This is a genomic window from Pseudomonas sp. LFS074 (assembly GCF_047978165.1).
GTDB classification, from domain to species: Bacteria; Pseudomonadota; Gammaproteobacteria; order Pseudomonadales; family Pseudomonadaceae; genus Aquipseudomonas; species Aquipseudomonas putida_P.
On the sequence record NZ_JBFPFV010000003.1, the window covers coordinates 112,174 to 138,003 of the forward strand.

The following is a 25,830-nucleotide window of genomic DNA, read 5'->3' on the forward strand; positions in this document are numbered from 1 at the left end:
TTATCTCCGGTTCGGGTTGAAGGTGCTTGGCAAGGTTGCCCAGCAACTATCGTAGTCGGCCTGCAATTGCGGGCATTCAAGGGCTTGCAGGCTCGGGCGCAGCACCTGGCTGGTCTCGAACATGAAGGCCATGGTGTTGTCGATCTTGTGCGGCGCCAGGTCGGCGGCAATGGCTTTTTCGCAGGTTTCGGCGTCGGGGCCGTGGGCGCTCATCACGCCGTGCAGCGAGGCACCGCCAGGCAGGAAGCCCTCGGCCTTGGCGTCGTAGGCACCATTGATCAAGCCCATGAACTCGTTCATCAGGTTGCGGTGGAACCATGGCGGGCGGAAGGTGTTCTCGGCCACCATCCAGCGTGGCGGGAAGATCACGAAGTCCATGTTGGCCAGGCCATGCACGCTGGTCGGCGAGGTCAGCACGGTGAAGATCGAAGGGTCCGGGTGGTCGAAACTGACGGTGCCGATGGTATTGAAGCGGCGCAGGTCGTATTTGTACGGCACGTTGCTGCCGTGCCAGGCCACCACGTCCAGCGGCGAGTGCTGCAGCTCGCAAGCCCAGTGTTCGCCCAGGAATTTCTGCACCAGTTGCACCGGCGCTTCGGCCTCTTCGTAGTGCGCCACCGGGGTGAGGAAATCGCGTGGGTTGGCCAGGCCATTGCTGCCGATCGGGCCCAGGTCTGGAATACGCAGCGGCGCGCCGTGGTTTTCGGCGATGTAGCCACGGGCCTGGCCGTCGAGCAGTTCCACACGGAACTTCATGCCACGCGGGATCACCGCAATTTCAAGCGGCTCGACTTCCATTACGCCCAGTTCAGTGGCAATGCGCAGGCGGCCCTGTTCCGGTACCAGCAAAAGTTCACCGTCGGCGTTGAAGAACACCCGCTCCATGGAACGGTTGGCGCGGTAGATGTAGATGCTCACGCCAGCCGGTTTTTCCGCTGCGGCGTTGGCCACCATGGGCAACCAGCCCTCGATGAAATCGGTCGGTTCGGCGGGAATCGGCTGTGGGCTCCAACGCAGGCGGTTGGGGTTGATGCCCCCCAGCGGCCCGCTCAGCGGCTGACGCGCCAGGCGCTCGAAACGAGGGTGCAAGGCAGACGGGCGAATGCGATACAGCCAGGTGCGACGCAGCTCGCTGCGGGCCATGGTGAACGCCGTGCCCGAGAGCAGCTCGGCATACAGCCCATAGGGTGCCTTCTGTGGCGAGTTCTGCCCGACCGGCAAGGCCCCTGGCAGCGCTTCGCTGGCAAACTCGTTGCCGAAGCCGCTGAGGTAGTGAAGGTCGGGTGAGGTGTCGCGATTCATCGATGCCTCCGGGCTCTGGCCGAGCCGTTGCGGGCAGCTGGCTGCTGGCCCGATGTGGGGTGGCAGCGCGTCTGCATTGTTTTTATCGTAATCAGATTACGAATAACGTAATTTGCTCCACGCATGGCGTCAAGCTATAAAGGCCCGACTTGAAGAATCCAGAAGAAGATGTCCATGACCAAAGCCAGCTCCCCCGCCGACAACGGCAAGCAGAAAGTCCGCTCGGCGGAGGTCGGCACCGACATCCTCAAGGCCCTTGCCGAGTTGTCCCCGTCCACCTCGCTGTCACGCCTGGCGGAACATGTGCAAATGCCGGCAAGCAAAGTGCACCGTTACCTGCAAGCGCTGATCGCCAGCGGCTTTGCCGAACAGGATGCCGCCACCAACCATTACGGCCTGGGACGCGAGGCATTGCGGGTGGGGCTGGCGGCGCTGGGCAGCATCGATGTGCTGAAAACTGCCGCACTGCCGCTGTCGCAACTGCGCGACGAACTTAACGAGAGCTGCTTCATTGCCGTGTGGGGCAACCAGGGCGCGACCGTGGTCAGCATTGAACCGGCGGTGCGTGCAGTTACCGTGGTGACGCAGATGGGCTCGGTGCTGCCGCTGCTCACCTCCTCCACCGGCCTGGTGTTCGCCGCCTACCTGCCCGAGCGCGAAACCGTCGAGTTGCGTGACCGCGAACTGGCCGCCCTGCAGCACCACGCCGACGATTACCAGCCGGTGCTGGCAGGCATTCGCGAACGTGGCCTGCACCATGTGCACGGCCTGCTGATGCCGGGCGTGGACGCCCTGTCGGCGCCGGTGTTCAATGCCATGGGGCAGGTGGCGGCGGTGATGACCGTGGTCGGGCCGACTTCGATCTTCCACGCCGACGAACATGGCCCAGCGGCGCAACGGCTACTGGCGGCAGCGCGGGAAACCAGCTGGCGCATGGGCTATTCGCCCGCTACCTGAGCGCTAGCGGCACTATTGCCCGATACGTAAAGGTGAATGTCATAAGCAGCTATTTTTCCCAGCGGATCAAGCGCTTATTCTTAACTCACTGGCCGGCATGAAGGGCTCTCCCCCCCGCCTTTCAGGCCTGCGAGGTTCACCGACGTAGATTTTGAAGCTCCTTGATCTAACGTCTCGATTGGCCGCTGCGGCTTGCAGCGGCCTTTTTTATTTGAGCGGATAAATCTTCAGCCCAGCGGGTACTTCTGCAGGTTCGCCATCATCTGCTGCAATGCCTGCAAACTGTCCTGAGGATGCACCGCCCCGTCAAAGTCGCCGATTTGCGCCCAGTGCTCCGCCACCTGCTCCGGGGTAAACCCCTCGCGCGGATCAAAACCCACTCCCAGGCTGCGCTCCCAACGCACCTTGCCCACCCAGCCGCCGCCCACCTCGAACAGCTCCCCCGTGCCCTGGCACTGCTCGCTGCCCAGGTAAACCACCAGTGGGCTGACCAGCTCGGGCTTGAGCCGCTCGAATACCTGGGGTGGGATCAGCCCCTCGGTCATGCGGGTACCGCCCGTGGGAGCAATGGCGTTGACCAGGATGCCGTGCTTGCGCCCTTCGATGGCCAGCGTGCGGGTCAACCCGTACAGGCCCAGCTTGGCCATGCCGTAATTGGCCTGCCCAAAGTTGCCGTAGATACCCGAGGTGGAAGCCGTGAAGATCACCCGCCCCCAGTTTTGCTCGCGCAAGTGTGGCCAGGCGGCGCGGGTGACTTTGAAGGCCCCTTCGACATGCACCTGGTACACCTGCTCCCAATCGCTGTCGTCCATCTTGTGAAAGGTCTTGTCGCGCAGGATGCCAGCGTTGTTCACCAGCACATCGACCCGGCCGAACGTGTCCAGCGCCTGCTCGACGATACGTGCACCGTGGCTGACCGAGTCATGGTTGGCGATGGCGCTGCCACCGGCGGCGCGGATCTCCTCCACCACCCGGTCGGCGGCCGAGGCGCTGGCACCTTCCCCGTGGGTAGAACCGCCAAGGTCGTTGACCACCACCCTGGCACCCCGCGCGGCGAACAGCAGCGCGTGGGCGCGGCCCAGGCCGCCACCGGCGCCGGTGACGATCACCACGCGATCTTGCAAATGGACGGGCTCGCTCATGCTCATGGCTCCAGGCAGGTTCAGGTCAGCCGAGTGTCCGCCGCCAGCGGCAGGCGGACAATCAAGCTCACACAGGCTGAATGCCTGGCAATAACGCAGGGCGATGAGGCCCCGTCAGGACCACGCCACTTTCGGCTGGTAGTAGCTGGACGGTTGTTCGCGAAAGGCCAGGTAGTGGCGCAGCACCTGCATCGGCGCTTCGGTATGGGGGTAATGGCCAATGCCGTGCAGCTGCACGGTGTCCGGCTCCGGCACCAGTTGCCGGTAACGCTCGAGCATGTGCCCGCCGGACAGTGGGTCGACCACGCCATTGATGAAGCGCAGTGGTACGCCTTTGCGCTGCATCGCCCCGACCCAGCGTTCACGGTGCAACCTGCGCTCGGGCATGTAGCCCACCAACTTGTGCAGGATGCGTGTACCCCGGTTGGTAGCGATCAGGCTCCAGAAGTCATCCAGCGCGCTCTCACTGGGGTGAGTGCAGGGGCCATAGACCTGGGTCACATTGCGCACCAGGTCGTCACGCCCGAACGAACGCCCCACCAGCCAGCCAAAGCGGCTGAGCAGCAGCTTCTGGATCAGCAGCATGCGGCAGCTTTCGGGGAACAGCCCGCTGTTGAGGAACACGCAACTGGCGATGTCGGCGCGCTGCTCATGATGGCGCGCCAACAATTCCTGGGCCACGCTGCCGCCATAGTCATGGGCCAGCAGATGCACCGGCTGCTTGACCTGCAGGTGGGCAAGCAAGGCCTGCTGCAGGTCCGCTTGCTCCATCAGGCTGTAGGCATGATCAACCGGTTTGGCCGAATCGCCAAAACCGAGCATGTCGCACGCGATCACCCGGAAACGTTGGGTCAAAGGCCCCCACAGGTAGTGCCAATCCCAGCTGGCAGTGGGAAAACCGTGTAACAGAAGCAGGGGCTCTCCTTGCCCTGCGGTCCAGTAGCGGATGCTCTGGCCCCGGAAGATGAAACTCTGTCCCCGGGTACGCCAGACGCACAATGGAATTTCGGCCATAGGCATCAGAGCGGTCCCGGAGAAGTGGTGTTGACGGAATAGGGCAAGGCTGCGGTCATTGCATGTCACCTCGGCACATACATGTGCTCTCTATGTCGAGGCAGAGTCTAGCCAGCAGCCCGTTGGCTGGAACTTGCGTTGCCAGCCAGCTTGATGACTGAGCGAGTCAGTGGCACGAACGGTCAGAGCAGCATGGCCAGCAGCGGCGCTGCGAACAGGTTGAGCAGCCCAGTCAGGACCATGACCAGGCCGGCCACCGAGCCTTCTTCGCGGCCCACCTCCTGCGCCCGGCTGACCCCGGCGCCATGCGCGCCAACACCAAACAGCGCACCCCGTGCCAGCGGTGTACGCAGCGGCAACCAGCGCAGCAGCACGCCGCCGAACATGGCGCCGAGCACGCCAGTGAACATCACGAACACCGCCGTCAGTTCCGGCACGCCACCCAGGTCGTGGGCCAGCGGCATGGCGAAGGGCGTGGTGATCGAACGCGGCACCAGCGACAGGCTGGTTGCGCTGTCCAGCGCCAGCAGGTGCGCCAAGCCCCAGGAGCTGGCAATCGAGGCACAGCTACCAGCCACCATGCCCACCATCAGGGCTGGCCAATGGCGCGCCAGCATGGCCCGCTGCTGCCAGATCGGCACCGCGAAAGCCACGGTCACTGGGCCGAGCACGCTCATCAACCAGTGGGTGTTGCGGGCATACTCGGCATAGGCTGTATGCAGCGGCACGGCCACCGCCAGCAGCAAAACCGGCACCAGGATCAATGGCGACAGCAGGTAGCGCTTGCTGCGCCGGTACAGCCAGCGGCTACCCAGGTAGGCCAGCAAGGTCAGCGCCAGCCAGAACAGCGGCATGGGTTCAAGGCTCATGGCGTAACCTCCAACGGCACACCAGTTCCACGGTCAATGCCGTCACCACCATCACCATCAACGTGCTCACAGCGATTACCAGCAAGATGCGCCAGCCCTCTTCACGGATCAGCGAGCCGTAGTCCAACAGGCTCATCAGCGCCGGGATGAAGAACAGCAGCATCTCGGCCATCAGCCAGCCGGCGCCCAATTGCAACATGGCCGGCTTGAGCACACCCGAAGCGAACAGTATCAACAGCAGGGCCAGGCCCATCACGCCGCCAGGGATCGGCCAGCCCAACCAGCTGGCGAGCTGGCCGCCGAGCAGGAACAGGGCACAGAGGATCGCCAACTCGATGAGCAGGCGCAGGGCTTTTTTCAATAAGGCGGGTTTCATGGCGGGTTTCCTCGACAGGCCCTCATTTTAAGATTCGACTGCCTAGGCCAGAAGCGAATTGTTAGACTGATCGCCATTCCATAATGGAATCCAAGCATGGAATTCAAACAACTGCGCAGCTTTATCGAAGTGGTCCACCGGGGCGGTTTTACCCAGGCCGCACAGACGCTGCACATCAGCCAGTCGGCGGTGAGCAAGCAGGTAGCCCAGCTGGAGCAAGATGTGGGCCAGCCGCTGCTGGAGCGTCAGGCCTCGCAACTGCACCTGACCGCTGCCGGGCGCATCGTGCTGGAGCGTGGCGAAGCCCTGCTGCGTCAGCGTCAGGCGTTGCTCAACGAACTGGACGATCTCAGCCTGATGGAGCGTGGCGAACTGCGCCTGGGTTTACCGATGCTAGGCAGCGACGCCTTGTTCGCCGGCCTGTTCGCCGAGTACCGACGGCGCCACCCGAACATCGCCATCCAACTGCTCGAAGGCGGTAGCCGCAGCGTCGAACAGGCTGTCAGAAGCGGCGAGCTGGAACTGGGCGGCAGCTTGACGCCCAGTGACGAGGCATTCGACTACCAGCCGTTCTGCAACGAACCCCTGGACGCCTTGCTGCCGGCTGGGCATGCCTTGTCGGGCTTGGCCGGAGTGGACCTGGGGCAACTGGCCGATACGCCGTTCTTGCTGTACCAGCGCAGCTTCGTGCTTAACGATCGGCTGTTGAAGGCGTGTCAGCAGCAGGGCTTTACCCCGAAAGAAGGCGGGCGCAGTGGCCAGGCAGATTTTTTGGCGGCGCTGGTGGCGGCGGGCCAGGGTGTGGTGTTGCTGCCCCGGGTGGTAGCAAAAGCGCTGGAGCGCCCCGGGGTGGTGCGTGTGCCGCTGCGTTCGCCGGAAGACCTGCGGTGGGATATCGCGTTCATCTGGCGACGCGGGGCCTATCTGTCACGGGCGGCTCAGGCGTGGCTGGCCTTGTTGCGCGAGCTCAACGCCTGACACTGCCCCTGTAGGAGCGGCTCTACCTTGGGACTCAGGCTTTGAAGGCACTCGCCAACTCAGCCAACCACGGCTCGGCATCTGCCTCCGGGGTCACTGTCTCGCTCGCATCCAGGCGCAGCATCGGCTGCACTTCGCGCACGCCCAGCTCGGCAAACAGCTCGCGCATCTGCTCGCCACCACCACAGTAGGTGTCACCATAGCTGGAATCGCCCAGCGCAATCACTGCGCCCGGCAGGCCGCGCCAGGCCGCAGGCAGGGTGTCACGAATGGCGCTGTACAGCGGCATGAGGTTGTCCGGCAGCTCGCCCATGCCGGTGGTCGAGGTCACGGCCAGCAAGGCGTCGGGGGCAAAGCCTTGAAGATCCTGAAGGGTGGCGCGGGCCGCATGCCAGGCCTCCAGCCCCGCTGCCTTGAGCAGCGATTCAGCGTGACGTGCGACTTCTTCGGCGGTGCCGTAGACCGATCCGGAAATAATGACGACTTTCATCGGGAAGAGGATTCCGAAACTGAGTGAAAACGTAGGATACTAGCATCCAGCGATGGCAAAAGGCCGCCTCTACCAAAGTCGCCGCCTTCAGCCCTGCTTCGCCCCTTCTTGCTCAATGGCCCGAACATGATCAACGCGCAATTGCTGCAATCGATGGTCGATGCGTCCAATGACGGGATCGTGGTCGCCGAACAGGAAGGCGACGACACTATCCTGATCTACGTGAACGCCGCCTTCGAACGCCTGACTGGCTACAGCCGCGACGAAGTCCTCTATCAGGATTGCCGCTTTCTGCAGGCCGACGACCGTGACCAGCTTGGCCGCGCGCGCATCCGCAAGGCCCTGGCCGAAGGCCGCCCGTGCCGCGAAGTGCTGCGCAACTACCGCAAGGATGGCAGCGCCTTCTGGAACGAACTGTCGATCACGCCGGTGAGAAGCGACGCCGACCAGCGCACCTACTTCATCGGCATCCAGAAAGACGTCAGCCGCCAGGTCGAACTGGAACGGGAACTGGCCGAAATGTGCGCTCGTCCGAAAACCGACGAACGCGCCTGAACCAAGTACGCCACGCACGGTCAACCCCGTTGAAGAAATCGCCACCACCGAGTTCGATCATGCAAGCAGACGTGCTCCTCACCCAGGACGAGCTGGACTTCATACAGAACATGCAACACTCGCCGCAATTGAACCTGGCCGACTCCATGTCGAGCCTGCTGGTCAATGGCGACCGCCGCATCCAGAACTTGCTCACCCAGCTGGTGGCCAACGAGCAAGTGACCTTGCAGGCCCAGTTCAATAACCAGCAGATCAGTTTCCCGCTGCAACTGGTCGAGGACGAGTTTCACGCCCTGCACTTGCAACTGGGCTCACCGGAAATCTACGAAGACGGCCCCATGCTGCGCCCTTGGCGCCTGTCGATGGACCAGCCGAGCGCACTGCTTGATGCCCATGACCAGACCTGCGGCCTGTGGGTGCGTGATATTTCCTTCAAAGGTGTGTTGCTGGAAATCCGTGATCTGCCAGCGGCACCCGCCCGCTTCGAGCTTCGCTTCGCCCCAGGCGGCATCAGCCCGATCGAACTGCATGGCGTATTGGGCCGGCGCATCGGTCCAAACCTGGCGGCCTACGACCTCAGCCAAAGCCCGGCCGAAGAAATCGAACGGTTGCGGGACTACATCCTCCAGGCCCATCGCCAGGCCCATCCCGAGCTGCACACTCAGGTATCGAGCTGACCGGCCAGGAACTGCCGCAAACGCTGGCGCATCACACTACCTTGCGCCCCCAGGCAAGCGACAAGGCTGCCAGCCAAGCTCTCCTGTGCCACTTCTGCCGCTTCGCCGGCCAGCAACAACGGGCATTCCAGCATCGCCGCCAGGCGCGTAACGTGCCGGGTAGTTTCTGCTGTCGGTGCCTGATGAGAAAACAGCACCAGAGCGTCCGGCTTCAGACGTTCGCAGACCAACGCCAGTTCTCGCAGCGGCTGCCCGCTCGCCAGTAGGGTCACACCTGTTTCCTCGCTGCTCAGAAGCAGGCTGGTTACCAGCAACTCAAGTTCATGACACTGCCCCGGCAACGGCGCCAACAACACGTTACGGCTGCGCGGCACATGGGCAAGCTGCAGACGGGCGAACACCCGACCGCGCAGGAACTGGTCAAGGAACAGCCATTCACTGGTCTGCCCGTAGCCGCCTTGCCGCACGGCCATGTCGTGCCACACAGGCATGAACACTTCGGCGAAAACCTGATCCAGGGTGCTGGCGGCAAATACCATCTCGTAAAGGCGATCCAGGCCTGCCAGATCGAAGCTCTGCACCGCTAGACGAATCTGGTGCTGCCAACGCTGCCAGGCATCTGTCGCGCCACCCGCCTGCCCGGCAAGGGCATGGCCTCGCGCGAGAATACTACCCACCTTGCTGACCGACACACCGCGCTCCAGCCAGCCAAGGATACGGCGGACCTCGTCGATGTCGGCCTGTGAGTACAGGCGGTGGCCACTGTCGGTGCGAATTGGCTGGATCAGGCCATAGCGGCGCTCCCAGGCACGCAGGGTCACGGCGTTGACGCCAGTCAGGCGGGAAACTTCACGAATCGGAAACAGCTCCTGCTGCTCGAAGCTGGCATCGATAACCGGACTACGTCCCTGTTCGTTCATCTGCACGGTGTACCCTGGGTGCGGAAGTTGAACACATAGTCTACTACGACAGCACCCGCCGCAGGGTGCAGCCATTTGCCGGCTGACATTTGCCGGTGATCGCAACTGCGCGATAATCCGCGCCCGATTCTTGCATGCACGCCTGCGTCGCCCACCACCCCGGGCCACGCAGCCAAAGGGGCCAGCTACCCGCCAGCCCCGTTGCCAGGAGATACACGATGTCTACCCCACCCGTCACCTTGATGGTGTCGCGCCGCGCCGCCCATGGCCGCTACCAGGACCTGCTGGCCTGGCTGCACGAAGGCGAGCAGCTGGCCACCGACTTCCCCGGTTACCTCGGCTCGGGCATCCTCGCCCCGCCACGCGATGGCGACGAATTCCAGATCATCTTCCGTTTCAGCGACGAGCCCACCTTGCATGCCTGGGAACATTCCGCTTCGCGGCGGGCTTGGCTGCAGCGCGGCAACGGCCTGTTCGAGCGCCCCAAAGAGGCGCGCATAAGCGGCATCGATGACTGGTTTGGCACCAACATGGTGCAAAAACCACCGCGCTGGAAGCAGGCCGTGGCCATCTGGCTGGCGTTCTTCCCGGTATCGCTGGCATTCAACCTGCTGTTCGGCCACTGGTTGTCGGCACTCGACCTGATACCCCGCGTACTGCTCAGCACTTTGGCCCTGACGCCGCTGATGGTGTACCTGTTCATCCCGTTGTCCACCCGCTTGCTAGCCAGTTGGCTGCTGGCCTCCCCGGCCACCACTGGCGCCTTGCGCAGCCGCTGAGGCCAGGCCATACAACAGGGAAACAGTTCGGGTATGCTGGGTGGCAACCAAAGGACAGACAAGTTGACCGCCCCGAACATGAACAGCCCCATTCTCGTTACCGGAGCCAGCCAGCGCGTCGGGCTGGCCCTGGCCCTTGAACTGGCACAGGCCGGCCATACGGTGGTCAGTGCCAGCCGCAGCATCCAGCCACAGGCGGCCCACCCGAACATCGTGCAGTTCCAGGCCGACCTGTGCCAGCCGGCCGACCGCCAGGCCCTGATCGACCACCTGCACACCCATTACGACGGCTTGCGCGCCATCATCCATAACGCCTCACTGTGGCTCGACGATGGCCTCGACAACCTCGACACCATGTTCCGCCTGCACGTCGAAGCGCCCTACCACCTCAACCTGGCCCTGGGCGACCTGCTGGCCAAGGTGGAAAAGGCCGACATCATCCACATCTGCGACGAAACCTCTTCGCGCGGCAGTAAAAGCCACATCGGCTACGCCGCCACCAAGGCCGCGCTGCAGAACATGGTGCTGTCATTTGCCGAAAAATATGCGCCCAAGGTGCACGTGAACGGTATCCTGCCTGGGCTGCTGATCCTCAAGGAAGGGGGTGACGAAGCCTACCGCCAGCAAACCCTGAAAAAGGCCCTGCTGGAATTCGAACCCGGCGCCGGCCCGCTGATCGAGACCGTCAAGTACCTGCTCGCCAGCCAGTACAGCACCGGCAGCCAGGTGGTCATCAACGGTGGCCGCCACCTGAAGAACCGCATGACTTGAGAGACACCCATGACGCCACAACAACAGCTCGAACTTGAGGCCGCCGCGTTCCGCCGCCTGGTCGAACACCTGCAAAAGCGCACCGATGTACAGAACATCGACCTGATGAACCTGTCCGGTTTCTGCCGCAACTGCCTGTCCAAGTGGTACAAGGCCGCGGCTGACGAGCGCCAGCTCGACCTGAGCCTGGATGATGCCCGCGAAGCGGTGTACGGCATGCCCTACGCCGAGTGGAAAGCCCAACACCAGAAAGAAGCCAGCGCCGAACAACAAGCGGCGTTCGAAAAAGGAAAACCTCGTGACTGATCTGAACACCCTGCGCGCCAGCCTGGCCAGCGGCCAACATGTCTTTGCCGATACCCTGGCGTTCATTGCCGACAACTACAGCTACCAGCCTCAGGCGTTCAACAATGGCGGCGTGGAGAATGCGGCCGGGCAAAACGAAGGTTCGTGCAAAACCCTGGGCCTAGCTTTGCTGGAAGGGCTGAGCGACCAGGAAGCGCTGCTGGCCTTTGGCGAGCACTACCGTGACGTGGTGGCCACGCCCGAGGGCAGCGACCATGGCAATATCCGCGCGCTGATCAAGCAGGGTCTGGCGGGCGTGAAATTTGCCGGGCAGCCCCTGTCGCGCAAGGCTTGAGATAGCCCGGGCCACTCCCACAAGGGGCGCATACTTCCTGTGGGAGTGGCCTTGTGTCGCGATGGGCTGCAAAGCAGCCCCAAAATATCGATCCCACCCTCAATCCATGATGGTTCCAGGCCCCCCTTCTTTCAGCTCTCCCTGCTGCAGCCACTGCAAGGCCACCGGCCACAAGCTTTCGCGAAACCGGTCATGGAAAAACGCGAAATGGCCAATTTCGTCGACCGAGATATCCACAGGCGCGATACGCAGGTGCCGGGCACCCTGTAGATAACCCAACAATCGCTCGGTCGCCGCCACGGTGCCAAACGGGTCGTCAGTGAGGCTGATGGCCAGCGTCGCCGCCCGCACCTGAACGAACGGAAGCGTCGCCAGCGCCCGAGCGCTGGGGCGATGCTCGTAACGTGGGGTACGTGTGGTCCAGTCGTGCACCACGCCGGATGGCGTGTCTTCAAGCCAACCCAGGCGCTTGCCGGGGAAGTAGCCGAATAACCGCGTCAGTAGCGGCATTACCACATGCCATTTGCCGAGCAACTGCCAGCGCTGGTCGACAGCGTAGTCGCGCCAATAGGCAAACTGCGCGCCCACCATCACTACCCGGCGTACCTGGCCTGCCGACGCGGCCAGCCCTACTGCGCAGCCGCCGAAACTGTGCCCCACCACGTCCACTGGCTGACCGGGGAAATGCTCTGCCGCATGCGCCAGCATCGCTTCGAAATCCAGCCTGCCCCAATCGCTCCACGAGGCCTGGAAGCCGCGCAATGAAGCTGGGCGGGACTCGCCGATGCCACGGTAATCGTAGGTCAGCACATCGCAGCCATGGGCAAACAGGTAGTCGGCAAAGCGGGAGTAATAGCGGCAGCGTACCGAAGTGGCAGCGTTGATGATCACCAGCGGACGCTGGGGGTCAGGGCGAGCGTGGCGCCAGCAGAAGCCGCCGAGGCTGTAACCGTCGGCTGTGGCCTGGCGAAAGGGGGCGGCGGGTTGGGTGAGGCTACTCATGGCGCATTCCCTGTTGTTGTGCGCCAAAGCTAGCAAAGATTTTATAGCCTGTACCGGCCTCTTCGCGGGTTTACCCGCAAAAGGGCCGGTGCAGGTTAACTACGGTTACAGCTCGATGCAGTCGAACTTGACATCGGTGGCCACGTCTTCGTCGTAGTTGACGTCAGCGCGCTCGAAACCGAACAGGTTGAGGAACTGCTTCTTGTAACCGGCGTAGTCGGTCAGCTCGAACAGGTTCTCGGTGGTCACTTGTGGCCACAGGGCCTTGCAGGCGGTCTGAACGTCGTCGCGCAGTTCCCAGTCGTCCAGGCGCAGACGGCCCTTCTCGTCAACGTCGGCCGGCGCACCGTCGGCACGGTACATACGGTCGCGGTACATGCGGTCGAGCTGGTTCTGAGTACCTTCGTGAATGCCTTTCTCCTGCATGATCTTGAAGACCATCGACAGGTACAGCGGCATCACCGGGATGGCCGAGCTGGCCTGGGTCACCACCGACTTGAGCACGGCCACGTTGGCGCCGCCTTTCACTTCATCGGCCAGTTTCTGGTCCAGACGCAGGGCGGTTTCGTCCAGGTCCTGCTTGGCCTGGCCCAGGGCACCGTGCCAGTAGATCGGCCAGGTGATATCGCTGCCGATGTAGCTGAAGGCCACGGTGCGAGCGCCTTCGGCCAGCACGTTGGCGCCTGCCAGGGCATCGATCCACAGCTGCCAGTCCTGGCCACCCATGACGGTGACGGTGTCGGCGATTTCCTGCTCGGTGGCCGGCTCGATGCTGGCCTCGATGATGGTGTCCTTGTTGGTGTCGATGGCGGTCGACTTGTACGGCTCGCCGATCGGCTTGAGTGCCGAGCGAATCACTTCACCGGTCTGCGGCAGCTTGCGCACGGGCGATGCCAGCGAGTAGATGACCAGGTCGACCTTGCCACCCATTTCGTTCTTGATCAGTTCGATGACCTTGGCACGGGCTTCGTCAGAGAAGGCGTCACCGTTGATCGACTTGCTGTACAGGCCTTCGGCCTTGGCAAACTTGTCGAAGGCTGCAGAGTTGTACCAGCCAGCGGTGCCGGCCTTGGTCTCAGTGCCAGGCTTTTCGAAGAACACACCCAGGGTGTCGGCCTTGAAGCCGAACGCCGCGGTGATGCGAGCTGCCAGGCCGTAGCCGCTGGAAGCGCCAATGACCAGGACCTTCTTCGGGCCATCCTCGCGCACGCCCAGCTTGCGGGTGGCTTCGATCTGGTCACGGACGTTGAGCTCGCAGCCCTTCGGGTGAGTCGTGGTGCAGATGAAACCGCGAACCTTAGGATGAATGATGGCCAATGTCTGTACCTCGTCAGGTTTATGCCGGGGAAGCGCCGCTTGGGGCGATTCCGATTGATCAGAGGGTGAGACTACCCCCGCAGGTTATCCGACACATATTACGGGGTGATCATGGGGATGCAAAACCGAGGTTCTTGCGTGCCGGCATCAATCCAAGGCCAACGCGGCTCTCAACCAGTCCAGAAACTGCCGGGCCAGCGGATCCTCCTGACTCTCCCGATGCACCAGGCAAGCCCACGCAGGCCCCCGCACCCGCTGCGCCGACAACGCCTGCAAACGCCCCTCTTGCACGGCCCGACGCGCCAGCAACTGGCTGACCAACGCCACCCCCACCCCCTCGCTCGCCGCATCCAGCAACAGCCCCGGGTCGGAAAAATTCAGCCCCTTGCCCTGCTGCCCAACATCCTCGCCGCCCTCCAGTTGCCAATGGCTCCAGTCCATCTCCCGTTCGCCGTGCAAGGTCGTACGCGCGGTTGCAGTCGCCAGGGAAGGATGGCAAGCCGGGTACAGCTGGTCCTGATGCAGCACGCTGAAGCTGCACTCAGCCTGGGCACTGAGATCATCGCGGATAGCCAGGTCGATGGTCTCGGTGGCCATGTCCGGCACCTCGAAACTGGTAAACAACCACAAGTCGACCTGCGGACAGCGCTGGTGAAAGTCCGCCAGCCGCGGCAGCAGCCAGTGCCTGGCAAAAGCCGGGCTGGTGTTCACCACCAGCTGATTGGGCTTGCGGTACTGGTCTAGCCGGCGAATGCCTACGGCCAGGTGCTGCAACAGCGATTGCGTGGTGCTGAGCAGGTCGTGCCCGGCGTCGGTCAGGCTCACGCTACGGCCACTGCGATGAAACAGCGGCTGCTCCAGGTAGGTTTCCAGGCTGCGAATTTGTTGGCTGATGGCCGACTGGGTCAGGTTCAACGCCTCGGCGGCCTTGTGGAAGCTGCCTAGCCGCGCAGCGGCCTCGAAGCCGCGCAGGGCATTAAGGGGTGGCCAGTGTTTGAGCATGATTGATAAGACCCGCTAATCAGATTTGCGCTAAATCTATCGTTTGTCGCCAGCCAAGCCTAGCCATAGCATGGACACCAACACCCGCGACGGCGGGCTTCGTTGATAAAAATCCTTAATAGATCGGAGTTCACTATGCACCTGTCCCTCGACAGCGGCTGGCGTATGCCTGCCGAATGGGCCCGCCACGCGGCAACCTGGATGGTCTGGCCACACAACCAGGCCGTATGGGAAAGCGGCTGGCACGTGCGCCTGGCCGATGTACAACAGGACTACGCTCGTGTCGCAGCGGCCATCGCCCGTTTCGAACCGGTAAAGATGGTGGTCGACCCCTCCGCCATGGCCAGCGCCCGCGCCTTGTGCGGCGCCAATATCGAGCTGATCGAACTGGCCGTGGACGACAGCTGGTGCCGTGACAGCGGCCCAAGCTTCGTCTGCCACCCACAGCATGGCCTGGCCGGCCTGAGCTGGCGTTTCAATGCCTGGGGCGGCAAGTCGCACCACAGCCTGGACCGCAGCCTTGGCCGACGCATGCTCGACCAGCTGGGCCTGGACGGTTTCAGCACGTCCCTGTGCAACGAAGGTGGGGCGATCCATGTGGATGGCGAAGGCACACTGATCACCACCGAATCGGTGCTGCTCAACCCTAACCGTAACCCAGGCATCAGCAAGGCTGAATTCGAGGCCTGTTTCGCCCGCTACCTGGGCATCAGCAAGACCATCTGGCTGCCGGGTGACCCGCAGTACGTCACCGGTGACATGACCGACGGCCACGTCGATGGCGTATGCGCCTTCGCCCGCCCAGGCGTGCTGCTGGTCGACGCCACCCATGAGCAACACTCGGTGTACGCCGAGGTGGTGCGGGAAAACCGCCGCGCCCTGGAACTGGCCACCGACGCCCAAGGCCGCCATTTCGAACTGCTCGACCTGTACGAGGCCAGCGCCGCCGTCGATCAGAATGCCGAGGTGTTCTGCGCGTCCTACACCAACTTCTACATCGCCAACGGCGCGATCATCATGCCGGCCTATGGCATCGCTGCCGACCAGGAGGCCGCTGCGCAGCTGGGCCACGCCTTCCCAGGCCGGGAGATCGTGCCGGTGCGCATTGACCACATCGCCTACGGCGGTGGCGGCATTCATTGCATCACCCAGCAGCAGCCCGAGGTACAGCCATGAGCCAGTTGCGTATCGCCACCACGCAGATGCCGTGCAGTTGGAACCTGCCCGACAACCTCGACCGCGCCGAGCAACTGGTACGCCAGGCCGCTGCCAAGGGCGCCCAGGTGATCCTGCTGCAGGAGTTGTTCGCTACCCCGTACTTCTGCATCGAGCAGGATCACCAGCACCAGGCCCTTGCCCAGCCCTACCCCGACAGCCCGATCCTGCAGCGCTTCGCCGCGCTGGCCGGCGAGCTGGGCGTGGTGCTGCCGCTGAGCTGGTACGAGCGCGCCGGCAATGCCTTCTTCAATTCGCTGACCGTGGCCGACGCCGATGGCCGCCTGCTCGGTGTGTACCGCAAGACCCACATCCCCAACGCCATCGGCTACCAGGAGAAGGAATACTTCAGCCCTGGCGACACCGGCTTCAAGGTCTGGGATACCGCCTTCGGGCGCTTGGGCATCGGTATCTGCTGGGATCAGTGGTTCCCCGAAACCGCTCGCTGCCTGGCCCTGATGGGCGCCGAGGTGCTGCTGTTCCCCACCGCCATCGGCTCCGAGCCGGGCTGCGCCGAACTGGACTCTCGCGACCATTGGCAGGTCGCCATGCGCGGCCATGCCGCCGCCAACCTGCTGCCGGTGGTGGCAGCCAACCGCGTGGGCGAGGAAGTTGCCGCCAGCGATGCAGCGCTAGCCATGCGCTTCTATGGCTCATCGTTCATCTGCGACCACAAGGGCGCCATGCTCGCCGAAGCCGACCGCGACAGCAGCGGCATCTGGCTGCATGACCTGGACTTGGCCGGCATGCGCGAAGACCGCCTGAGTTGGGGCATCTTCCGTGATCGCCGCCCGGAAATGTACGCAACGCTGCTGACCCTGGACGGTAAACACCCACACAGCCTGAGGGCCTGAGCATGAAACACCACGTTCTAGCCGCATTGGCACTGGCCGCCTGCGCTGGCCAGGCACTGGCCGAACAGCCGGTGCTGCGCCTGTACAACTGGGCCGACTATTTTGCCGAGGACACCCTCAAGCAGTTCACGGCCGAAACCGGTATTCAGGTGATCTACGACGTGATGGACGGCAGTGAAGTGCTCGAAGCCAAGCTGATGTCCGGGCGCAGTGGTTACGACCTGGTGTTCCCCGGCGATACCGTTGCAGAGCGTTTGATGCGCGCTGGCAGCCTGCAGCCACTGGACCACAGCCGCCTGGAGGCGCTCGACGATATCGAGCCCGGCCTGCGCAAGCTGCATGCCCAATACCCCAAGGCCAGCCAGGCCACGGTGCCCTACACCTGGGGCACCATCGGCCTGACGGTGAACGCCGACAAGGTTCGCCAGCGCATGCCTGGTGCACCGCTGGACAACCTCGACTTGCTGTTCAAGCCGGAGTTGGCGGCCAAGTTCGCTGACTGTGGTATCTCGGTCATCGACTCGCCCGATGAAGTGCTGGCCGTGGTACTCAACTACCTGGGCCGCGAACCACGCAGTGCCAAGCGTGAGGACCTGGCCGCCGCCAGCGAACTGCTCAAGGCGATACGCCCGTATGTGCGCAAGTTCCAGTCCCAGCCGGTGACCGAATTGGTCAACGAGAACTTGTGCCTCTCACTGGGCTACAGCGGCGATGTGATCCAGGCCCAGCGTACCGCCGAGTCCGCTGGCAAGCACCTCGACTTCCAGTACCGCGTACCGCGCCAAGGCACCACGGTGTGGATGGACACCATGGCCATTCCGGCCGATGCCAGGCACCCGGAATACGCCTATCGTTTCATCAACTTCGTCATGCGCCCGGCGAACATGGCTGCCATCAGCAACTTTACCGGCTACCCCACGGCCAGCGCCAAAGCGCGCCAGGCGGTGGACCCACGCATGCGCGACAACCCCGATATCTATCTCGACGAAGCCACCTATGCCCGGCTGATTCCGGGCCGGGATATTCCACAGGCCGACATGCGGGCACGCATGCGTGTGTGGACGCGCTTCAAGACTGCACAGGACTGAACCATGCCAAGCCGTAGAACCTTCCTGCAACTGTCGTTGGCCGCCGGCCTCGGCGCTGGCCTTGGCCTGCCCCTGGGGCTGGCCCGTGCCGAAGAACCGGGGCGCTGGTTCATGCCTGACGAGGGCGAATTGCAACAGCGCGCCTTCATCGCCTTTGGCGCCCAGGATGCGATCTGGGAGGACTTCACCGCCGACGTGCAAGCCGCACTCGGTCGCATTAGCCAAGCCATCGCGCGTTATCAGCCGGTGACCGTGTTCTGCCGCGCCAGCGAGCGCCAGCTGGCCGAGCAGCACTGTGGCCACCACAACACACATTTTGTCGAATGCCAACTGGATGACATCTGGATGCGCGACATCGGTGCCAATTTCGTCGTCGACGATGACGGCGCCCTGGCGGCGGTGGACTTCAACTTCAATGGCTGGGGCAACAAGCAGCGCCACCGTAACGATGCCCAGCTGGCCAAACGCGTTGCCACCCTGGCCAACGCGCGCTACCAGCGCAGTGAGCTGGTGGGTGAAGGGGGCGCCATCGAGGTGGACGGGCACGGCACCGGCATCATGACCGAGAGCAGTTGGGTCAATGCCAACCGCAACCCGGACTGGAGCAAAGCCGAGGTCGAGGCCGAGCTGAAGGCGCGGCTGGGCCTGAGCAAGATAATCTGGCTGCCGGGCATCGCCGGGGAAGACATCACTGATGGGCATGTGGATTTCTACGCCCGCTTCGTGCGGCCGGGTGTGGTGATTGCCAACCTGGACAACGACCCGGACTCCTATGACCACGCCGTGACGCGTAAACACCTGGAAATCCTGAAGCAGGCCACCGATGCCGAAGGCCGTAAACTGCAGGTTCACGTAGTGTCACCGCCGCTGCGCGGGCGGCGTAACAAGTTCAGCAAAGGTAATGACGACTTTGCAGCGGGGTACATCAATTACTTCGTGATCAACGGCGCGATCATCGCACCGCAGTTCGGTGATGCGCAGGCGGATGAGAAGGCCCGAGCACTGCTGGCGGCGTTGTATCCAGGGCGGGATATCGTGCAACTGGACATCGATGCCATCGCGGCTGGAGGTGGGGGGATTCACTGTGTGACCCATCAGTGCCCGGCCGTTTGAATGAGGTTGCCTGGCCTGGCCTCAATCACGACGCCGCCGGCGCCCGGTGATCATCGACAACGGCAAGTTTTCGCGCAGCAGCACGCTTTCGTAGATGGCCGCCAGCACATGCACACACACCAGCGCCAGCACCGCATTGGCCAACCAACCGTGCAGGTCGGTCGGCCAATCGGCGCCCCACAGTGCATCCACTTCCTGCGACGCCCAACCAGTCAGGCCCAGGCCAGCGATACCCGCCAGCATCAACAGCATCACCAAGGCGCCAATCGGCGAGTGCCCCAGACGATGGCAAGGCTCCCCACGCAGCACCTTGCGCGCGTGCCCGGCCAGGCGTGCCGGGGTTGGCCAGAAGTCGGCCCAGCGCGCACTGGCTGGCCCGACAAAGCCCCAGACCACGCGCACCACGACGCACGCCAGTGCGTAGTAGCCCAGCCACTGGTGCCAGTCATCGCCCTCTTCGTTGAAAAAGTAGTTGGCGAAGAACACCGCTGCGATCGACAGGTGGCACAGCCGCAGGAGGGGATCCCACAGCCGCACCATGCCGTCGCTGTTCAATCGTGGTACTCGGACTTGACCGCTTTGCCGGTCACCGGGTCATGATAAATCTCGACCTTGCGACCGTCCTTGTCGAACCCATAGATCTCGTAGCAATTGCCCTTGGTAACCTTGAACTTGTTGATCTTGTAGCCCTGCTCCTTGAGCTGGGCCTGGAACTTTTCCTGGTCTTGCCAGGTGCTTTTATCCGCGGTGGTGCATTGGGTGGCGGCGAATGCTGTGCTGCTGCCGATCAGGAGGGTCAGTGCGATCAGGATGCGCATGGGTATGGGCTCCATTGGGTTGAGTGAAACAGCACGAAATTCAGCTTAGTTGGGGAGGACGCCAAGTGCCCATTGATTTGTTTTTCATATCATTCCGAAAGAAAAACAAACTTAACAAATAAGCCAAACCCGCCGATGCTGGTGGCACTACGCCTATTGCCCGGAGAACAACAACATGAACGACGTGGTTATCGTCGCCGCAACCCGTACCGCCATTGGCAGCTTCCAGGGCGCCCTGGCCTCCGTGCCTGCGGTCGACCTCGGCGCCGCCGTGATCAAGCGGCTGCTGGAGCAGACCGGGCTGGACCCGGCGCAAGTCGACGAAGTCATCCTCGGCCAGGTGCTCACCGCCGGCGCCGGGCAGAACCCGGCGCGCCAGGCTGCGATCAAGGCCGGCCTGCCCTTCAGCGTACCGGCCCTGACCCTGAACAAGGTCTGCGGCTCGGGCCTCAAGGCCCTGCACCTGGCCACCCAGGCCATCCGCTGCGGCGACGCCGAGGTGGTGATTGCCGGTGGCCAGGAGAACATGAGCCTTGCTCCCTACGTGATGCCCTCGGCCCGTACTGGCCAGCGCATGGGCCATGGCCAACTGATCGACAGCATGATCACCGATGGCCTGTGGGATGCGTTCAATGACTACCACATGGGCATCACTGCCGAGAACCTGGTGGACACGTACAGCCTCACCCGCGAACAGCAGGATGCCTTTGCCGCCGAATCGCAGCGCAAGGCGGTGGCGGCGATCGAGGCCGGCCGATTCGACGCGGAAATCACCCCCATCCTGCTGCCACAGAAAAAGGGCGAGCCCAAGGTCTTCGCCCGTGACGAGCAGCCACGCCCGGACACCACCGCCGAGTCCCTGGGCAAACTGCGCCCGGCCTTCAAGAAGGACGGCAGCGTCACTGCGGGCAATGCCTCCAGCCTGAATGACGGCGCCGCCGCCGTGTTGTTGATGAGCGCGGCCAAGGCCAAAGCCCTGGGCCTGCCAGTGCTGGCGAAGGTCGCCGCCTATGCCAGTGCCGGGGTAGACCCGGCGATCATGGGTATCGGCCCGGTTTCGGCGACCCAGCGTTGCCTGGACAAAGCCGGTTGGCAGTTGGCCGAACTGGACCTGATCGAAGCCAACGAAGCCTTTGCCGCACAGGCGCTGGCCGTGGGCAAGGCGCTGGAGTGGGATGCCGCGCGGGTCAACGTGAATGGCGGAGCGATTGCCCTGGGCCACCCGATTGGTGCTTCCGGGTGCCGCGTGCTGGTGACCTTGCTGCACGAGATGATCAAGCGCGATGCCAAGAAAGGCCTGGCGACCTTGTGCATTGGCGGTGGGCAAGGTGTGGCACTGGCGATCGAGCGCTGATCTCAGATTGAGTAGAACAGGCTAGGCCCTTTCGCGGGGTTACCCGCGAAGAGGCCGGGCCTGCTTGAACACCACTCTCAGGCTTCAGAACCGCTCATCGGCAATCGCCGGCAAGGTCAGCTCCCGCACATAACTGGCCGCCGAAAGCTCCAGCAGCGTGCGCACCATCAGCACCACATCGTGCAGCGGTATCAGCCCCCCTTCCCCACGCGCGGCAGCCTCTTCCACCGGCACATCCAGGCCGTCTTCGGTATTGAGGTACCCAAGGTTCAGGCACGTCACCCCAAGGCCTTGCCCTCGATAGCCTTCACGCAATGCTTCGGCGATGCCGCGCAGGCCGAACTTGGAGGCAGCGAAGGTCACTTCTGGGCGACCGCTTTGGGGCAGGCCGGAAGTGGAACCGGTCAGGATGATCCGTGGTTTTTCGCTTTCGAGCAGCAGCGGCAGCAGCCGTTTGACCAGCAGGATGGTGGCGGTGATGTTGCAGTCGACCATGCGCTGCAGCGCTGCGTCACAGTCATCAAGGAAGCTGTAGTGGTCTTCGAACGCTTCGGCCTCCCACAGGCCGAGGTTATAGATCAGCGTATCCACGCCACCCTCAGCCAGCGCTCGGGCTATCGACTCTACTGCAGCGGCAGGCTGGCCTAGATCGGCCTCGATCCACTGGGCGTCAATACCCTTGCCGACATTCACTGCCGCGGGTTTGCTGCGCGACACCCCAATCAACGTATCGCCGGGTTTGCCCAACCCTTCCATGAAAGCCTTGCCCAGGCCTTTACTGGCGCCGACTACCAGAACACGCATCGCATCACTCCCTGTCGATTTGATCGGAGTCGGCATTCTAGGGGGTTTTAAGCGCCCGTGGCGATGATCAAGCCGCAGCTCGGTTTTCGTCCAGCGCAGCTGCCAGCACGGCCACTTCCTGGCACTTCTGCACGGCCACTTCCACCGGGCTGCGCGACAACGAGCAGGCCGGCGCCAGCCATAGCCGCTCCCCCAGACGCTCATGGGCATCGTGCAGCAGGCCCAGGGTTTCTCCCAAGTCGCAAGCAGCTGCAGTGCGGCCGTCGACCAGGCCCAGCGACAACACCTTGTAGGTCGGTAGGCGGTCCAGAAGGGTCTGGTACTGCTCGGGTGCCTGTACCAGGTCGACATGCAGGCCATCGACAGGCAGGTTCACGGCCAGGCCGAGGTTGCCGTCAAGGCCACCGTAGTAGGTGGCAATCAGCTTTTTCAGCGGCGCGCGCTGAAGAATGTTGTAGACGCGCTCGTAAGCGTTTTTCCAGTCCTGCGGCAGGTCTTCGGCGAGAATCGGTTCATCGATCTGCACCCACTCCACGCCCATTGCAGCCAGGCGGTTGAGGTACTGATCGTACAGCGGCAGCAGGCGCTCGAGCAGTTCCAGCGTTTCGATGCTGCCGTTGTTTTCGCCCTGCCACAGATAAGTCAACGGGCCGATCACCACTGGCTTGACCGCATGGCCCAAGGCCTTGGCTTGTGCCACTTCATCAAAAAGCTGCGCCCAGCTCAGGTCGAACGGTTGATCATGCCAGGCAAAGTCACCCACTGGCAGCAATTGGATGCCGGCATCACGCTGAGCCTGCCAGTGACGGGCACGCGCCTCGCGGTCACCGCTGATGTGTGGAAAGCCCAGGTTGTGTGCCAGTGCCATGTTTTGTCCCTTAACCTGCATAAATGAATGAGAGGGATTTTCCGGCGGATAAACGCTTGAGACAAACTCATTAAATTTGAGATGAACCCAAGATTTCTTCATGATCATGCTGATGTCTCATTCAGAGCATCACCCTGCGCATTCGGACATGACCCCGCCCGCCTTCTGCCGCACAATGCCACCCTGACCACACCGGGTGCCCAGCCACATGAGCCTGCTGAAAACCGCGCTGCGCGAAAAGAACTTCGTCTGCGTCATGGAATTCGTCCCCAAGCCTTCGGCTGAACGCTTCGCCGCCATGGAAGCGATCTTGGCCCGTGCGCACCTGTGCGGCTGGCCGATGACCGTGGCCATCGGCGATCGCGTCGGCAGCCCGCTGGACATGTCGCCGCTGGACGCCCTCGCCTCGTTCGCCAACCCTGTGCCTGCCCTGCCGCATTTTTCCGGCAAGGATCGCGAACGCCATCACCTGCTCGCGCAACTGCAGCGTATGGACGCCGCAGGCCTCGATCAGCTGTTGCTGCTTACCGGCGACCGCCTGCCCGGCCATGAACCAGGCCTGCGCCCGGTGCGCTACCTGGAATCGGTCGCCGCCCTGCAGATTGCCCGCCAAGCCTGTCCGCACTGGCTGCTGGGCGCGGCACTGAACCCGTTCAAGTACCACGAGGAAGAAGGCGGCGCCCAGTATTTCAAGGCCGAGAAAAAGCTGGCGGCTGGGGCTGACTTCTTCACCCTGCAACTGGGCTTTGATGCCGCCAAGCACCAGGAAGCCATGCTTTGGATGCGCCGCCAGCCCACGCCCAAGCCCATGCTGGCCTGCCTCATGAGCCTCACCCACGGGCGCGCGACGATGCTCGACCATGTGGCCGGCGTCACCGTCACCCCGTCCATGCGCGACATGCTCGAAGCGGAGACCGCGCTGTCCAAGGTATTTGCCCAGGCGCGCAGTGTTGACCGCCTGGCCTTGCAGATCATCGGTGTAAAGCTGATGGGCTACGCCGGTGTGCACCTCTCAGGGGTGCACGAACTCAAGCAGTTGCTGGCCCTGGAAGCCCGTATCGAGCACTGGCAAACCCGGGTTCACACGCTGGAGCAATGGGCGCCCGCCTGGCAGGCCAGCTGGCAGATGCCCGGCCTGCCGGCAGTGATCTTCCATCCGCCGCAGGCGAGCTGGCGCCAGGGCGAGTCACAGGTCGATGCCACGTTCAAGGAGAAAGCGCGCTATCACCTGATGCACGGCATGCATTCACTGCTGTTCAGCCGCCGCAACGGCCTGAGCAAGGCATTTGGCTGGGCGGTGCGCCAGCCTCTATGGGCTACGCGCCTTGGCGCACTGGTGCTGCACAAGGTGGAGCGTGCTGTGAAACGGCCACTGGTGGGTTGCGATACCTGTGGCCGCTGCCGCCTCGAAGATACCTTGTACGTCTGCCCAGAAACCTGCCCCAAAGGCCTGGCCAATGGCCCCTGCGGTGGAACCGCCCTGAACCGCTGCGAGTTCGGCGACCGCGAGTGCATCCACAGCGTCAAGTACCGCACCGCCAAAGCCGTGCGGCAAACTGCCGTGCTGACCGAGCGGCTGATCCCGTGCATCGAGGTCGAAACCCGCCACCGCAGCTCCTGGCCGCAGTGGTTCGCAGCGCAGACGCCGCGGCGGCTCAGCCCGCAGCCAACGCCTCGAAGCCAGCCCGAATCGTAGCTTCGGGTAATTCATCGGCGATGAACACCATCACACTCTCGCGCGTTTCGCCAGCGCCCCACTCGGCGTCCCAATCGAAGCCATAGAGCTTGAGCACACCTTGGAATACCAGCTTGCGCTCTTCGCCGGCAATGTTCAGCACGCCCTTGTAGCGCAACAGTTGTGTGCCGTGGGTTTCCAGCAGTTCGTTCATGAAGCCGCTGAGGCGATCGATATCCAACGCAGTGTCCGTGCGCAGCACCATCGTGGAGATACGGTCCGGCGTGGCGGGTTTGAGCACCGGGCGCAGTGTCAGTTTCAAGTTCGCACCCAGGTCAGGGTTGAGGTTGAAACCTCGCACATCCAGTAGTTCAGCCAGGTCGATGCATCCGTGTTCAACCACCCGGATCGCGGCCCGACCATTGATGCGGGCCAGGCGCTCGCGCAGCGCGTCTACCGCAGCCGGCTCGACCAAGTCTGTCTTGCTCAGCAGCAAGCGATCGGCAAAGCCGACCTGGGCCTGAGCGATGGTCTGGGTCAGGTGCAGTTCGGCATGCGCGGCATCGACCAGGGTGATGATGCCGTCGAGGATGTAGCGCTCACGCAGTTCCTCGTCGATGAAGAAGGTTTGCGCTACCGGCGCCGGGTCGGCCAGGCCGGTGCATTCGATCACCAGGCGGTCGAAGGCGATTTCCCCGGCATCCAGGCGCTCGAGCAGCAGGTACAGGGCGCGGGTCAGGTCGCCATGGATGCTGCAACACACACAACCGTTGGCCAGGGTCATCACCTGCACCGGCTGGTCGCCCAGCAATTGGCTGTCAATGCCGGCCTCACTGAATTCGTTTTCGATCACCGCGAGCTTCAGGCCGTGCTCGGCCTTGAGCATGTGCTTGAGCAAGGTGGTCTTGCCGGCACCGAGGAAGCCCGTGAGGACGGTTACGGGAATAGGCGTCTGCACGCAGAAAGTCTCCTGAATCTGAAAATGACTGTGGGAGCCGGTTACCCAGGCTCCCACAGGTTCACACGTGTCGCAGGCTCAACAGCACTTGGGCCCGGACTTGCCGCCGTAACGCGCTTCTTGCCGTTCGCGGAAGAACGCTTCGTAGCTCATCACCGGCTTGTCCGGGTGCGTCTTCTGCATGTGCTCGACATAGTTGTCGTAGTCGGGCATGCCGACCATCAGGCGGGCTGCCTGCCCCAGGTATTTTCCCAGTCGACCCAAGTCGTTGAACATAACTGCAGTCCTCTCG

Annotated in this window: 30 protein-coding genes; 14 read left to right on the top strand and 16 right to left on the bottom strand. The window is 63.1% G+C overall.

Annotated features, from left to right (window positions below):
- Window positions 1-1,302 (bottom strand): homogentisate 1,2-dioxygenase, encoded by a 1,302-nt coding sequence (gene hmgA / locus ACNQP3_RS24470; protein WP_012274143.1) that lies wholly within the window; start codon window positions 1,300-1,302, stop codon window positions 1-3.
- A gap of 174 nt (window positions 1,303-1,476) precedes the next feature.
- On the opposite strand from hmgA, the gene ACNQP3_RS24475 reads away from it, so the two are divergent.
- Window positions 1,477-2,259: an IclR family transcriptional regulator gene (locus tag ACNQP3_RS24475; protein WP_041166588.1), complete on the top strand. Its 783-nt coding sequence runs from the start codon at window positions 1,477-1,479 to the stop codon at window positions 2,257-2,259.
- Window positions 2,260-2,486: 227 nt separating this feature from the next.
- Here the strand turns inward: ACNQP3_RS24475 and ACNQP3_RS24480 are convergent, their stop codons facing one another.
- The 4 genes from ACNQP3_RS24480 to ACNQP3_RS24495 all read right to left on the bottom strand — a co-directional run bounded on the left by ACNQP3_RS24480 (window position 2,487) and on the right by ACNQP3_RS24495 (window position 5,660).
- Window positions 2,487-3,401 carry an SDR family oxidoreductase gene (locus tag ACNQP3_RS24480; RefSeq protein WP_012274145.1) on the bottom strand — a complete coding sequence of 305 codons (915 nt, stop codon included), beginning with the start codon at window positions 3,399-3,401 and terminating at the stop codon, window positions 2,487-2,489.
- Between the two features lie 114 nt (window positions 3,402-3,515).
- Window positions 3,516-4,421: an alpha/beta fold hydrolase gene (locus ACNQP3_RS24485; protein WP_012274146.1), complete on the bottom strand. Its 906-nt coding sequence runs from the start codon at window positions 4,419-4,421 to the stop codon at window positions 3,516-3,518.
- A 176-nt stretch (window positions 4,422-4,597) separates the two neighbouring features.
- Window positions 4,598-5,284: an LrgB family protein gene (locus ACNQP3_RS24490; RefSeq protein WP_012274147.1), complete on the bottom strand. Its 687-nt coding sequence runs from the start codon at window positions 5,282-5,284 to the stop codon at window positions 4,598-4,600.
- Entirely contained in the window at window positions 5,274-5,660 is a 387-nt protein-coding gene (locus ACNQP3_RS24495) for a CidA/LrgA family protein (RefSeq protein ID WP_060515741.1), read from the bottom strand. Before ACNQP3_RS24495 ends, ACNQP3_RS24490 begins: the two co-directional genes overlap by 11 nt.
- A 96-nt stretch (window positions 5,661-5,756) precedes the next feature.
- On the opposite strand from ACNQP3_RS24495, the gene ACNQP3_RS24500 reads away from it, so the two are divergent.
- On the top strand, window positions 5,757-6,638 hold the full coding sequence (locus ACNQP3_RS24500) for a LysR family transcriptional regulator (RefSeq protein WP_012274149.1): 882 nt from the start codon (window positions 5,757-5,759) through the stop codon (window positions 6,636-6,638).
- A gap of 34 nt (window positions 6,639-6,672) precedes the next feature.
- Here the strand turns inward: ACNQP3_RS24500 and ACNQP3_RS24505 are convergent, their stop codons facing one another.
- Window positions 6,673-7,128, bottom strand: a complete 456-nt coding sequence (locus ACNQP3_RS24505) for a flavodoxin (RefSeq protein WP_012274150.1) — start codon at window positions 7,126-7,128, stop codon at window positions 6,673-6,675.
- A 126-nt stretch (window positions 7,129-7,254) separates the two neighbouring features.
- On the opposite strand from ACNQP3_RS24505, the gene ACNQP3_RS24510 reads away from it, so the two are divergent.
- Both ACNQP3_RS24510 and ACNQP3_RS24515 read left to right on the top strand, forming a co-directional pair.
- Complete coding sequence (locus ACNQP3_RS24510) at window positions 7,255-7,683, top strand: PAS domain S-box protein (protein WP_060494110.1); 429 nt, start codon at window positions 7,255-7,257, stop codon at window positions 7,681-7,683.
- 59 nt (window positions 7,684-7,742) lie between these two features.
- The gene (locus ACNQP3_RS24515) at window positions 7,743-8,360 is read left to right on the top strand and encodes a hypothetical protein (protein WP_264316544.1); all 618 of its coding nucleotides are present in this window, start codon (window positions 7,743-7,745) and stop codon (window positions 8,358-8,360) included.
- On the opposite strand, the gene ACNQP3_RS24520 is transcribed toward ACNQP3_RS24515, so the two are convergent.
- Window positions 8,345-9,280 carry a MerR family transcriptional regulator gene (locus ACNQP3_RS24520; RefSeq protein WP_179027890.1) on the bottom strand — a complete coding sequence of 312 codons (936 nt, stop codon included), beginning with the start codon at window positions 9,278-9,280 and terminating at the stop codon, window positions 8,345-8,347. The genes ACNQP3_RS24515 and ACNQP3_RS24520 overlap by 16 nt on opposite strands.
- Window positions 9,281-9,498: 218 nt before the next feature.
- On the opposite strand from ACNQP3_RS24520, the gene ACNQP3_RS24525 reads away from it, so the two are divergent.
- The 4 genes from ACNQP3_RS24525 to ACNQP3_RS24540 are packed head-to-tail and all read left to right on the top strand — an operon-like array spanning window position 9,499 to window position 11,470.
- Complete coding sequence (locus ACNQP3_RS24525; RefSeq protein ID WP_264316545.1) at window positions 9,499-10,059, top strand: antibiotic biosynthesis monooxygenase; 561 nt, start codon at window positions 9,499-9,501, stop codon at window positions 10,057-10,059.
- Window positions 10,060-10,092: 33 nt separating this feature from the next.
- A complete protein-coding gene (gene folM / locus ACNQP3_RS24530; protein ID WP_012274155.1) occupies window positions 10,093-10,830 on the top strand; it encodes a dihydromonapterin reductase in 738 nt (245 codons plus the stop codon).
- A 9-nt stretch (window positions 10,831-10,839) separates the two neighbouring features.
- On the top strand, window positions 10,840-11,136 hold the full coding sequence (locus tag ACNQP3_RS24535; protein WP_012274156.1) for a DUF1244 domain-containing protein: 297 nt from the start codon (window positions 10,840-10,842) through the stop codon (window positions 11,134-11,136).
- Complete coding sequence (locus tag ACNQP3_RS24540) at window positions 11,129-11,470, top strand: HopJ type III effector protein (RefSeq protein WP_012274157.1); 342 nt, start codon at window positions 11,129-11,131, stop codon at window positions 11,468-11,470. Before ACNQP3_RS24535 ends, ACNQP3_RS24540 begins: the two co-directional genes overlap by 8 nt.
- A 99-nt stretch (window positions 11,471-11,569) precedes the next feature.
- Here ACNQP3_RS24540 and ACNQP3_RS24545 read toward each other — a convergent pair whose 3' ends face one another.
- From ACNQP3_RS24545 to ACNQP3_RS24555, 3 genes are all read right to left on the bottom strand, one after another.
- Entirely contained in the window at window positions 11,570-12,472 is a 903-nt protein-coding gene (locus tag ACNQP3_RS24545; RefSeq protein ID WP_060494101.1) for an alpha/beta fold hydrolase, read from the bottom strand.
- 105 nt (window positions 12,473-12,577) lie between these two features.
- Complete coding sequence (gene fabV, locus ACNQP3_RS24550) at window positions 12,578-13,789, bottom strand: enoyl-ACP reductase FabV (RefSeq protein WP_012274159.1); 1,212 nt, start codon at window positions 13,787-13,789, stop codon at window positions 12,578-12,580.
- A gap of 147 nt (window positions 13,790-13,936) precedes the next feature.
- Window positions 13,937-14,791, bottom strand: coding sequence for a LysR substrate-binding domain-containing protein (locus ACNQP3_RS24555; RefSeq protein ID WP_264316546.1), 855 nt, complete (start codon window positions 14,789-14,791; stop codon window positions 13,937-13,939).
- Between the two features lie 135 nt (window positions 14,792-14,926).
- Between ACNQP3_RS24555 and ACNQP3_RS24560 the strand changes: the two genes are divergently transcribed.
- The 4 genes from ACNQP3_RS24560 to ACNQP3_RS24575 are packed head-to-tail and all read left to right on the top strand — an operon-like array spanning window position 14,927 to window position 19,061.
- Window positions 14,927-15,967, top strand: coding sequence for an agmatine deiminase family protein (locus tag ACNQP3_RS24560; RefSeq protein WP_060515738.1), 1,041 nt, complete (start codon window positions 14,927-14,929; stop codon window positions 15,965-15,967).
- Complete coding sequence (aguB, locus tag ACNQP3_RS24565; RefSeq protein ID WP_264316547.1) at window positions 15,964-16,860, top strand: N-carbamoylputrescine amidase; 897 nt, start codon at window positions 15,964-15,966, stop codon at window positions 16,858-16,860. Before ACNQP3_RS24560 ends, aguB begins: the two co-directional genes overlap by 4 nt.
- A 2-nt stretch (window positions 16,861-16,862) precedes the next feature.
- Window positions 16,863-17,948 carry an extracellular solute-binding protein gene (locus tag ACNQP3_RS24570; RefSeq protein ID WP_012274163.1) on the top strand — a complete coding sequence of 362 codons (1,086 nt, stop codon included), beginning with the start codon at window positions 16,863-16,865 and terminating at the stop codon, window positions 17,946-17,948.
- 3 nt (window positions 17,949-17,951) lie between these two features.
- Window positions 17,952-19,061 (top strand): agmatine deiminase family protein, encoded by a 1,110-nt coding sequence (locus ACNQP3_RS24575; protein WP_060515736.1) that lies wholly within the window; start codon window positions 17,952-17,954, stop codon window positions 19,059-19,061.
- Window positions 19,062-19,082: 21 nt separating this feature from the next.
- Here the strand turns inward: ACNQP3_RS24575 and ACNQP3_RS24580 are convergent, their stop codons facing one another.
- The gene (locus ACNQP3_RS24580) at window positions 19,083-19,616 is read right to left on the bottom strand and encodes a cytochrome b/b6 domain-containing protein (protein ID WP_081336958.1); all 534 of its coding nucleotides are present in this window, start codon (window positions 19,614-19,616) and stop codon (window positions 19,083-19,085) included.
- A complete protein-coding gene (locus ACNQP3_RS24585; protein WP_012274166.1) occupies window positions 19,613-19,879 on the bottom strand; it encodes a PepSY domain-containing protein in 267 nt (88 codons plus the stop codon). The genes ACNQP3_RS24580 and ACNQP3_RS24585 overlap by 4 nt, the downstream gene beginning before the upstream one ends.
- 175 nt (window positions 19,880-20,054) lie before the next feature.
- On the opposite strand from ACNQP3_RS24585, the gene ACNQP3_RS24590 reads away from it, so the two are divergent.
- Window positions 20,055-21,233: an acetyl-CoA C-acetyltransferase gene (locus ACNQP3_RS24590; RefSeq protein WP_012274167.1), complete on the top strand. Its 1,179-nt coding sequence runs from the start codon at window positions 20,055-20,057 to the stop codon at window positions 21,231-21,233.
- 84 nt (window positions 21,234-21,317) lie between these two features.
- Here ACNQP3_RS24590 and ACNQP3_RS24595 read toward each other — a convergent pair whose 3' ends face one another.
- Both ACNQP3_RS24595 and ACNQP3_RS24600 read right to left on the bottom strand, forming a co-directional pair.
- Window positions 21,318-22,037: an SDR family NAD(P)-dependent oxidoreductase gene (locus ACNQP3_RS24595; protein WP_060494107.1), complete on the bottom strand. Its 720-nt coding sequence runs from the start codon at window positions 22,035-22,037 to the stop codon at window positions 21,318-21,320.
- A 67-nt stretch (window positions 22,038-22,104) separates the two neighbouring features.
- The gene (locus ACNQP3_RS24600; protein ID WP_012274169.1) at window positions 22,105-22,905 is read right to left on the bottom strand and encodes a 5-methyltetrahydropteroyltriglutamate--homocysteine methyltransferase; all 801 of its coding nucleotides are present in this window, start codon (window positions 22,903-22,905) and stop codon (window positions 22,105-22,107) included.
- Between the two features lie 208 nt (window positions 22,906-23,113).
- On the opposite strand from ACNQP3_RS24600, the gene ACNQP3_RS24605 reads away from it, so the two are divergent.
- Window positions 23,114-24,601 (top strand): methylenetetrahydrofolate reductase C-terminal domain-containing protein, encoded by a 1,488-nt coding sequence (locus ACNQP3_RS24605; RefSeq protein WP_012274170.1) that lies wholly within the window; start codon window positions 23,114-23,116, stop codon window positions 24,599-24,601.
- Here the strand turns inward: ACNQP3_RS24605 and yjiA are convergent.
- Entirely contained in the window at window positions 24,561-25,538 is a 978-nt protein-coding gene (gene yjiA, locus ACNQP3_RS24610; RefSeq protein WP_012274171.1) for a GTPase, read from the bottom strand. The two genes, ACNQP3_RS24605 and yjiA, sit on opposite strands and share 41 nt — an antisense overlap.
- Before the next feature lie 78 nt (window positions 25,539-25,616).
- Complete coding sequence (locus ACNQP3_RS24615; RefSeq protein WP_003251633.1) at window positions 25,617-25,814, bottom strand: YbdD/YjiX family protein; 198 nt, start codon at window positions 25,812-25,814, stop codon at window positions 25,617-25,619.
- Between the last annotated feature and the right edge of the window lie 16 nt (window positions 25,815-25,830).

Excerpts from the sequence above, each read along its gene's own strand:
- ACNQP3_RS24490 (WP_012274147.1), bottom strand. The coding sequence starts at position 5,284 with ATGAGCCTTGAACCCATGCCGCTGTTCTGGCTGGCGCTGACCTTGCTG.
- ACNQP3_RS24475 (WP_041166588.1), top strand. The coding sequence starts at position 1,477 with ATGACCAAAGCCAGCTCCCCCGCCGACAACGGCAAGCAGAAAGTCCGC.
- ACNQP3_RS24505 (WP_012274150.1), bottom strand. The coding sequence starts at position 7,128 with ATGAAAGTCGTCATTATTTCCGGATCGGTCTACGGCACCGCCGAAGAA.
- ACNQP3_RS24555 (WP_264316546.1), bottom strand. The coding sequence starts at position 14,791 with ATGCTCAAACACTGGCCACCCCTTAATGCCCTGCGCGGCTTCGAGGCC.
- ACNQP3_RS24570 (WP_012274163.1), top strand. The coding sequence starts at position 16,863 with ATGAAACACCACGTTCTAGCCGCATTGGCACTGGCCGCCTGCGCTGGC.
- ACNQP3_RS24500 (WP_012274149.1), top strand. The coding sequence starts at position 5,757 with ATGGAATTCAAACAACTGCGCAGCTTTATCGAAGTGGTCCACCGGGGC.
- ACNQP3_RS24585 (WP_012274166.1), bottom strand. The coding sequence starts at position 19,879 with ATGCGCATCCTGATCGCACTGACCCTCCTGATCGGCAGCAGCACAGCA.
- ACNQP3_RS24600 (WP_012274169.1), bottom strand. The coding sequence starts at position 22,905 with ATGGCACTGGCACACAACCTGGGCTTTCCACACATCAGCGGTGACCGC.
- ACNQP3_RS24515 (WP_264316544.1), top strand. The coding sequence starts at position 7,743 with ATGCAAGCAGACGTGCTCCTCACCCAGGACGAGCTGGACTTCATACAG.
- ACNQP3_RS24525 (WP_264316545.1), top strand. The coding sequence starts at position 9,499 with ATGTCTACCCCACCCGTCACCTTGATGGTGTCGCGCCGCGCCGCCCAT.
- ACNQP3_RS24510 (WP_060494110.1), top strand. The coding sequence starts at position 7,255 with ATGATCAACGCGCAATTGCTGCAATCGATGGTCGATGCGTCCAATGAC.
- ACNQP3_RS24495 (WP_060515741.1), bottom strand. The coding sequence starts at position 5,660 with ATGAAACCCGCCTTATTGAAAAAAGCCCTGCGCCTGCTCATCGAGTTG.
- ACNQP3_RS24545 (WP_060494101.1), bottom strand. The coding sequence starts at position 12,472 with ATGAGTAGCCTCACCCAACCCGCCGCCCCCTTTCGCCAGGCCACAGCC.
- ACNQP3_RS24575 (WP_060515736.1), top strand. The coding sequence starts at position 17,952 with ATGCCAAGCCGTAGAACCTTCCTGCAACTGTCGTTGGCCGCCGGCCTC.
- ACNQP3_RS24485 (WP_012274146.1), bottom strand. The coding sequence starts at position 4,421 with ATGCCTATGGCCGAAATTCCATTGTGCGTCTGGCGTACCCGGGGACAG.
- ACNQP3_RS24605 (WP_012274170.1), top strand. The coding sequence starts at position 23,114 with ATGAGCCTGCTGAAAACCGCGCTGCGCGAAAAGAACTTCGTCTGCGTC.
- ACNQP3_RS24520 (WP_179027890.1), bottom strand. The coding sequence starts at position 9,280 with ATGAACGAACAGGGACGTAGTCCGGTTATCGATGCCAGCTTCGAGCAG.
- ACNQP3_RS24615 (WP_003251633.1), bottom strand. The coding sequence starts at position 25,814 with ATGTTCAACGACTTGGGTCGACTGGGAAAATACCTGGGGCAGGCAGCC.
- ACNQP3_RS24535 (WP_012274156.1), top strand. The coding sequence starts at position 10,840 with ATGACGCCACAACAACAGCTCGAACTTGAGGCCGCCGCGTTCCGCCGC.
- ACNQP3_RS24480 (WP_012274145.1), bottom strand. The coding sequence starts at position 3,401 with ATGAGCGAGCCCGTCCATTTGCAAGATCGCGTGGTGATCGTCACCGGC.
- aguB (WP_264316547.1), top strand. The coding sequence starts at position 15,964 with ATGAGCCAGTTGCGTATCGCCACCACGCAGATGCCGTGCAGTTGGAAC.
- ACNQP3_RS24560 (WP_060515738.1), top strand. The coding sequence starts at position 14,927 with ATGCACCTGTCCCTCGACAGCGGCTGGCGTATGCCTGCCGAATGGGCC.
- hmgA (WP_012274143.1), bottom strand. The coding sequence starts at position 1,302 with ATGAATCGCGACACCTCACCCGACCTTCACTACCTCAGCGGCTTCGGC.
- folM (WP_012274155.1), top strand. The coding sequence starts at position 10,093 with ATGCTGGGTGGCAACCAAAGGACAGACAAGTTGACCGCCCCGAACATG.
- ACNQP3_RS24590 (WP_012274167.1), top strand. The coding sequence starts at position 20,055 with ATGAACGACGTGGTTATCGTCGCCGCAACCCGTACCGCCATTGGCAGC.
- ACNQP3_RS24595 (WP_060494107.1), bottom strand. The coding sequence starts at position 22,037 with ATGCGTGTTCTGGTAGTCGGCGCCAGTAAAGGCCTGGGCAAGGCTTTC.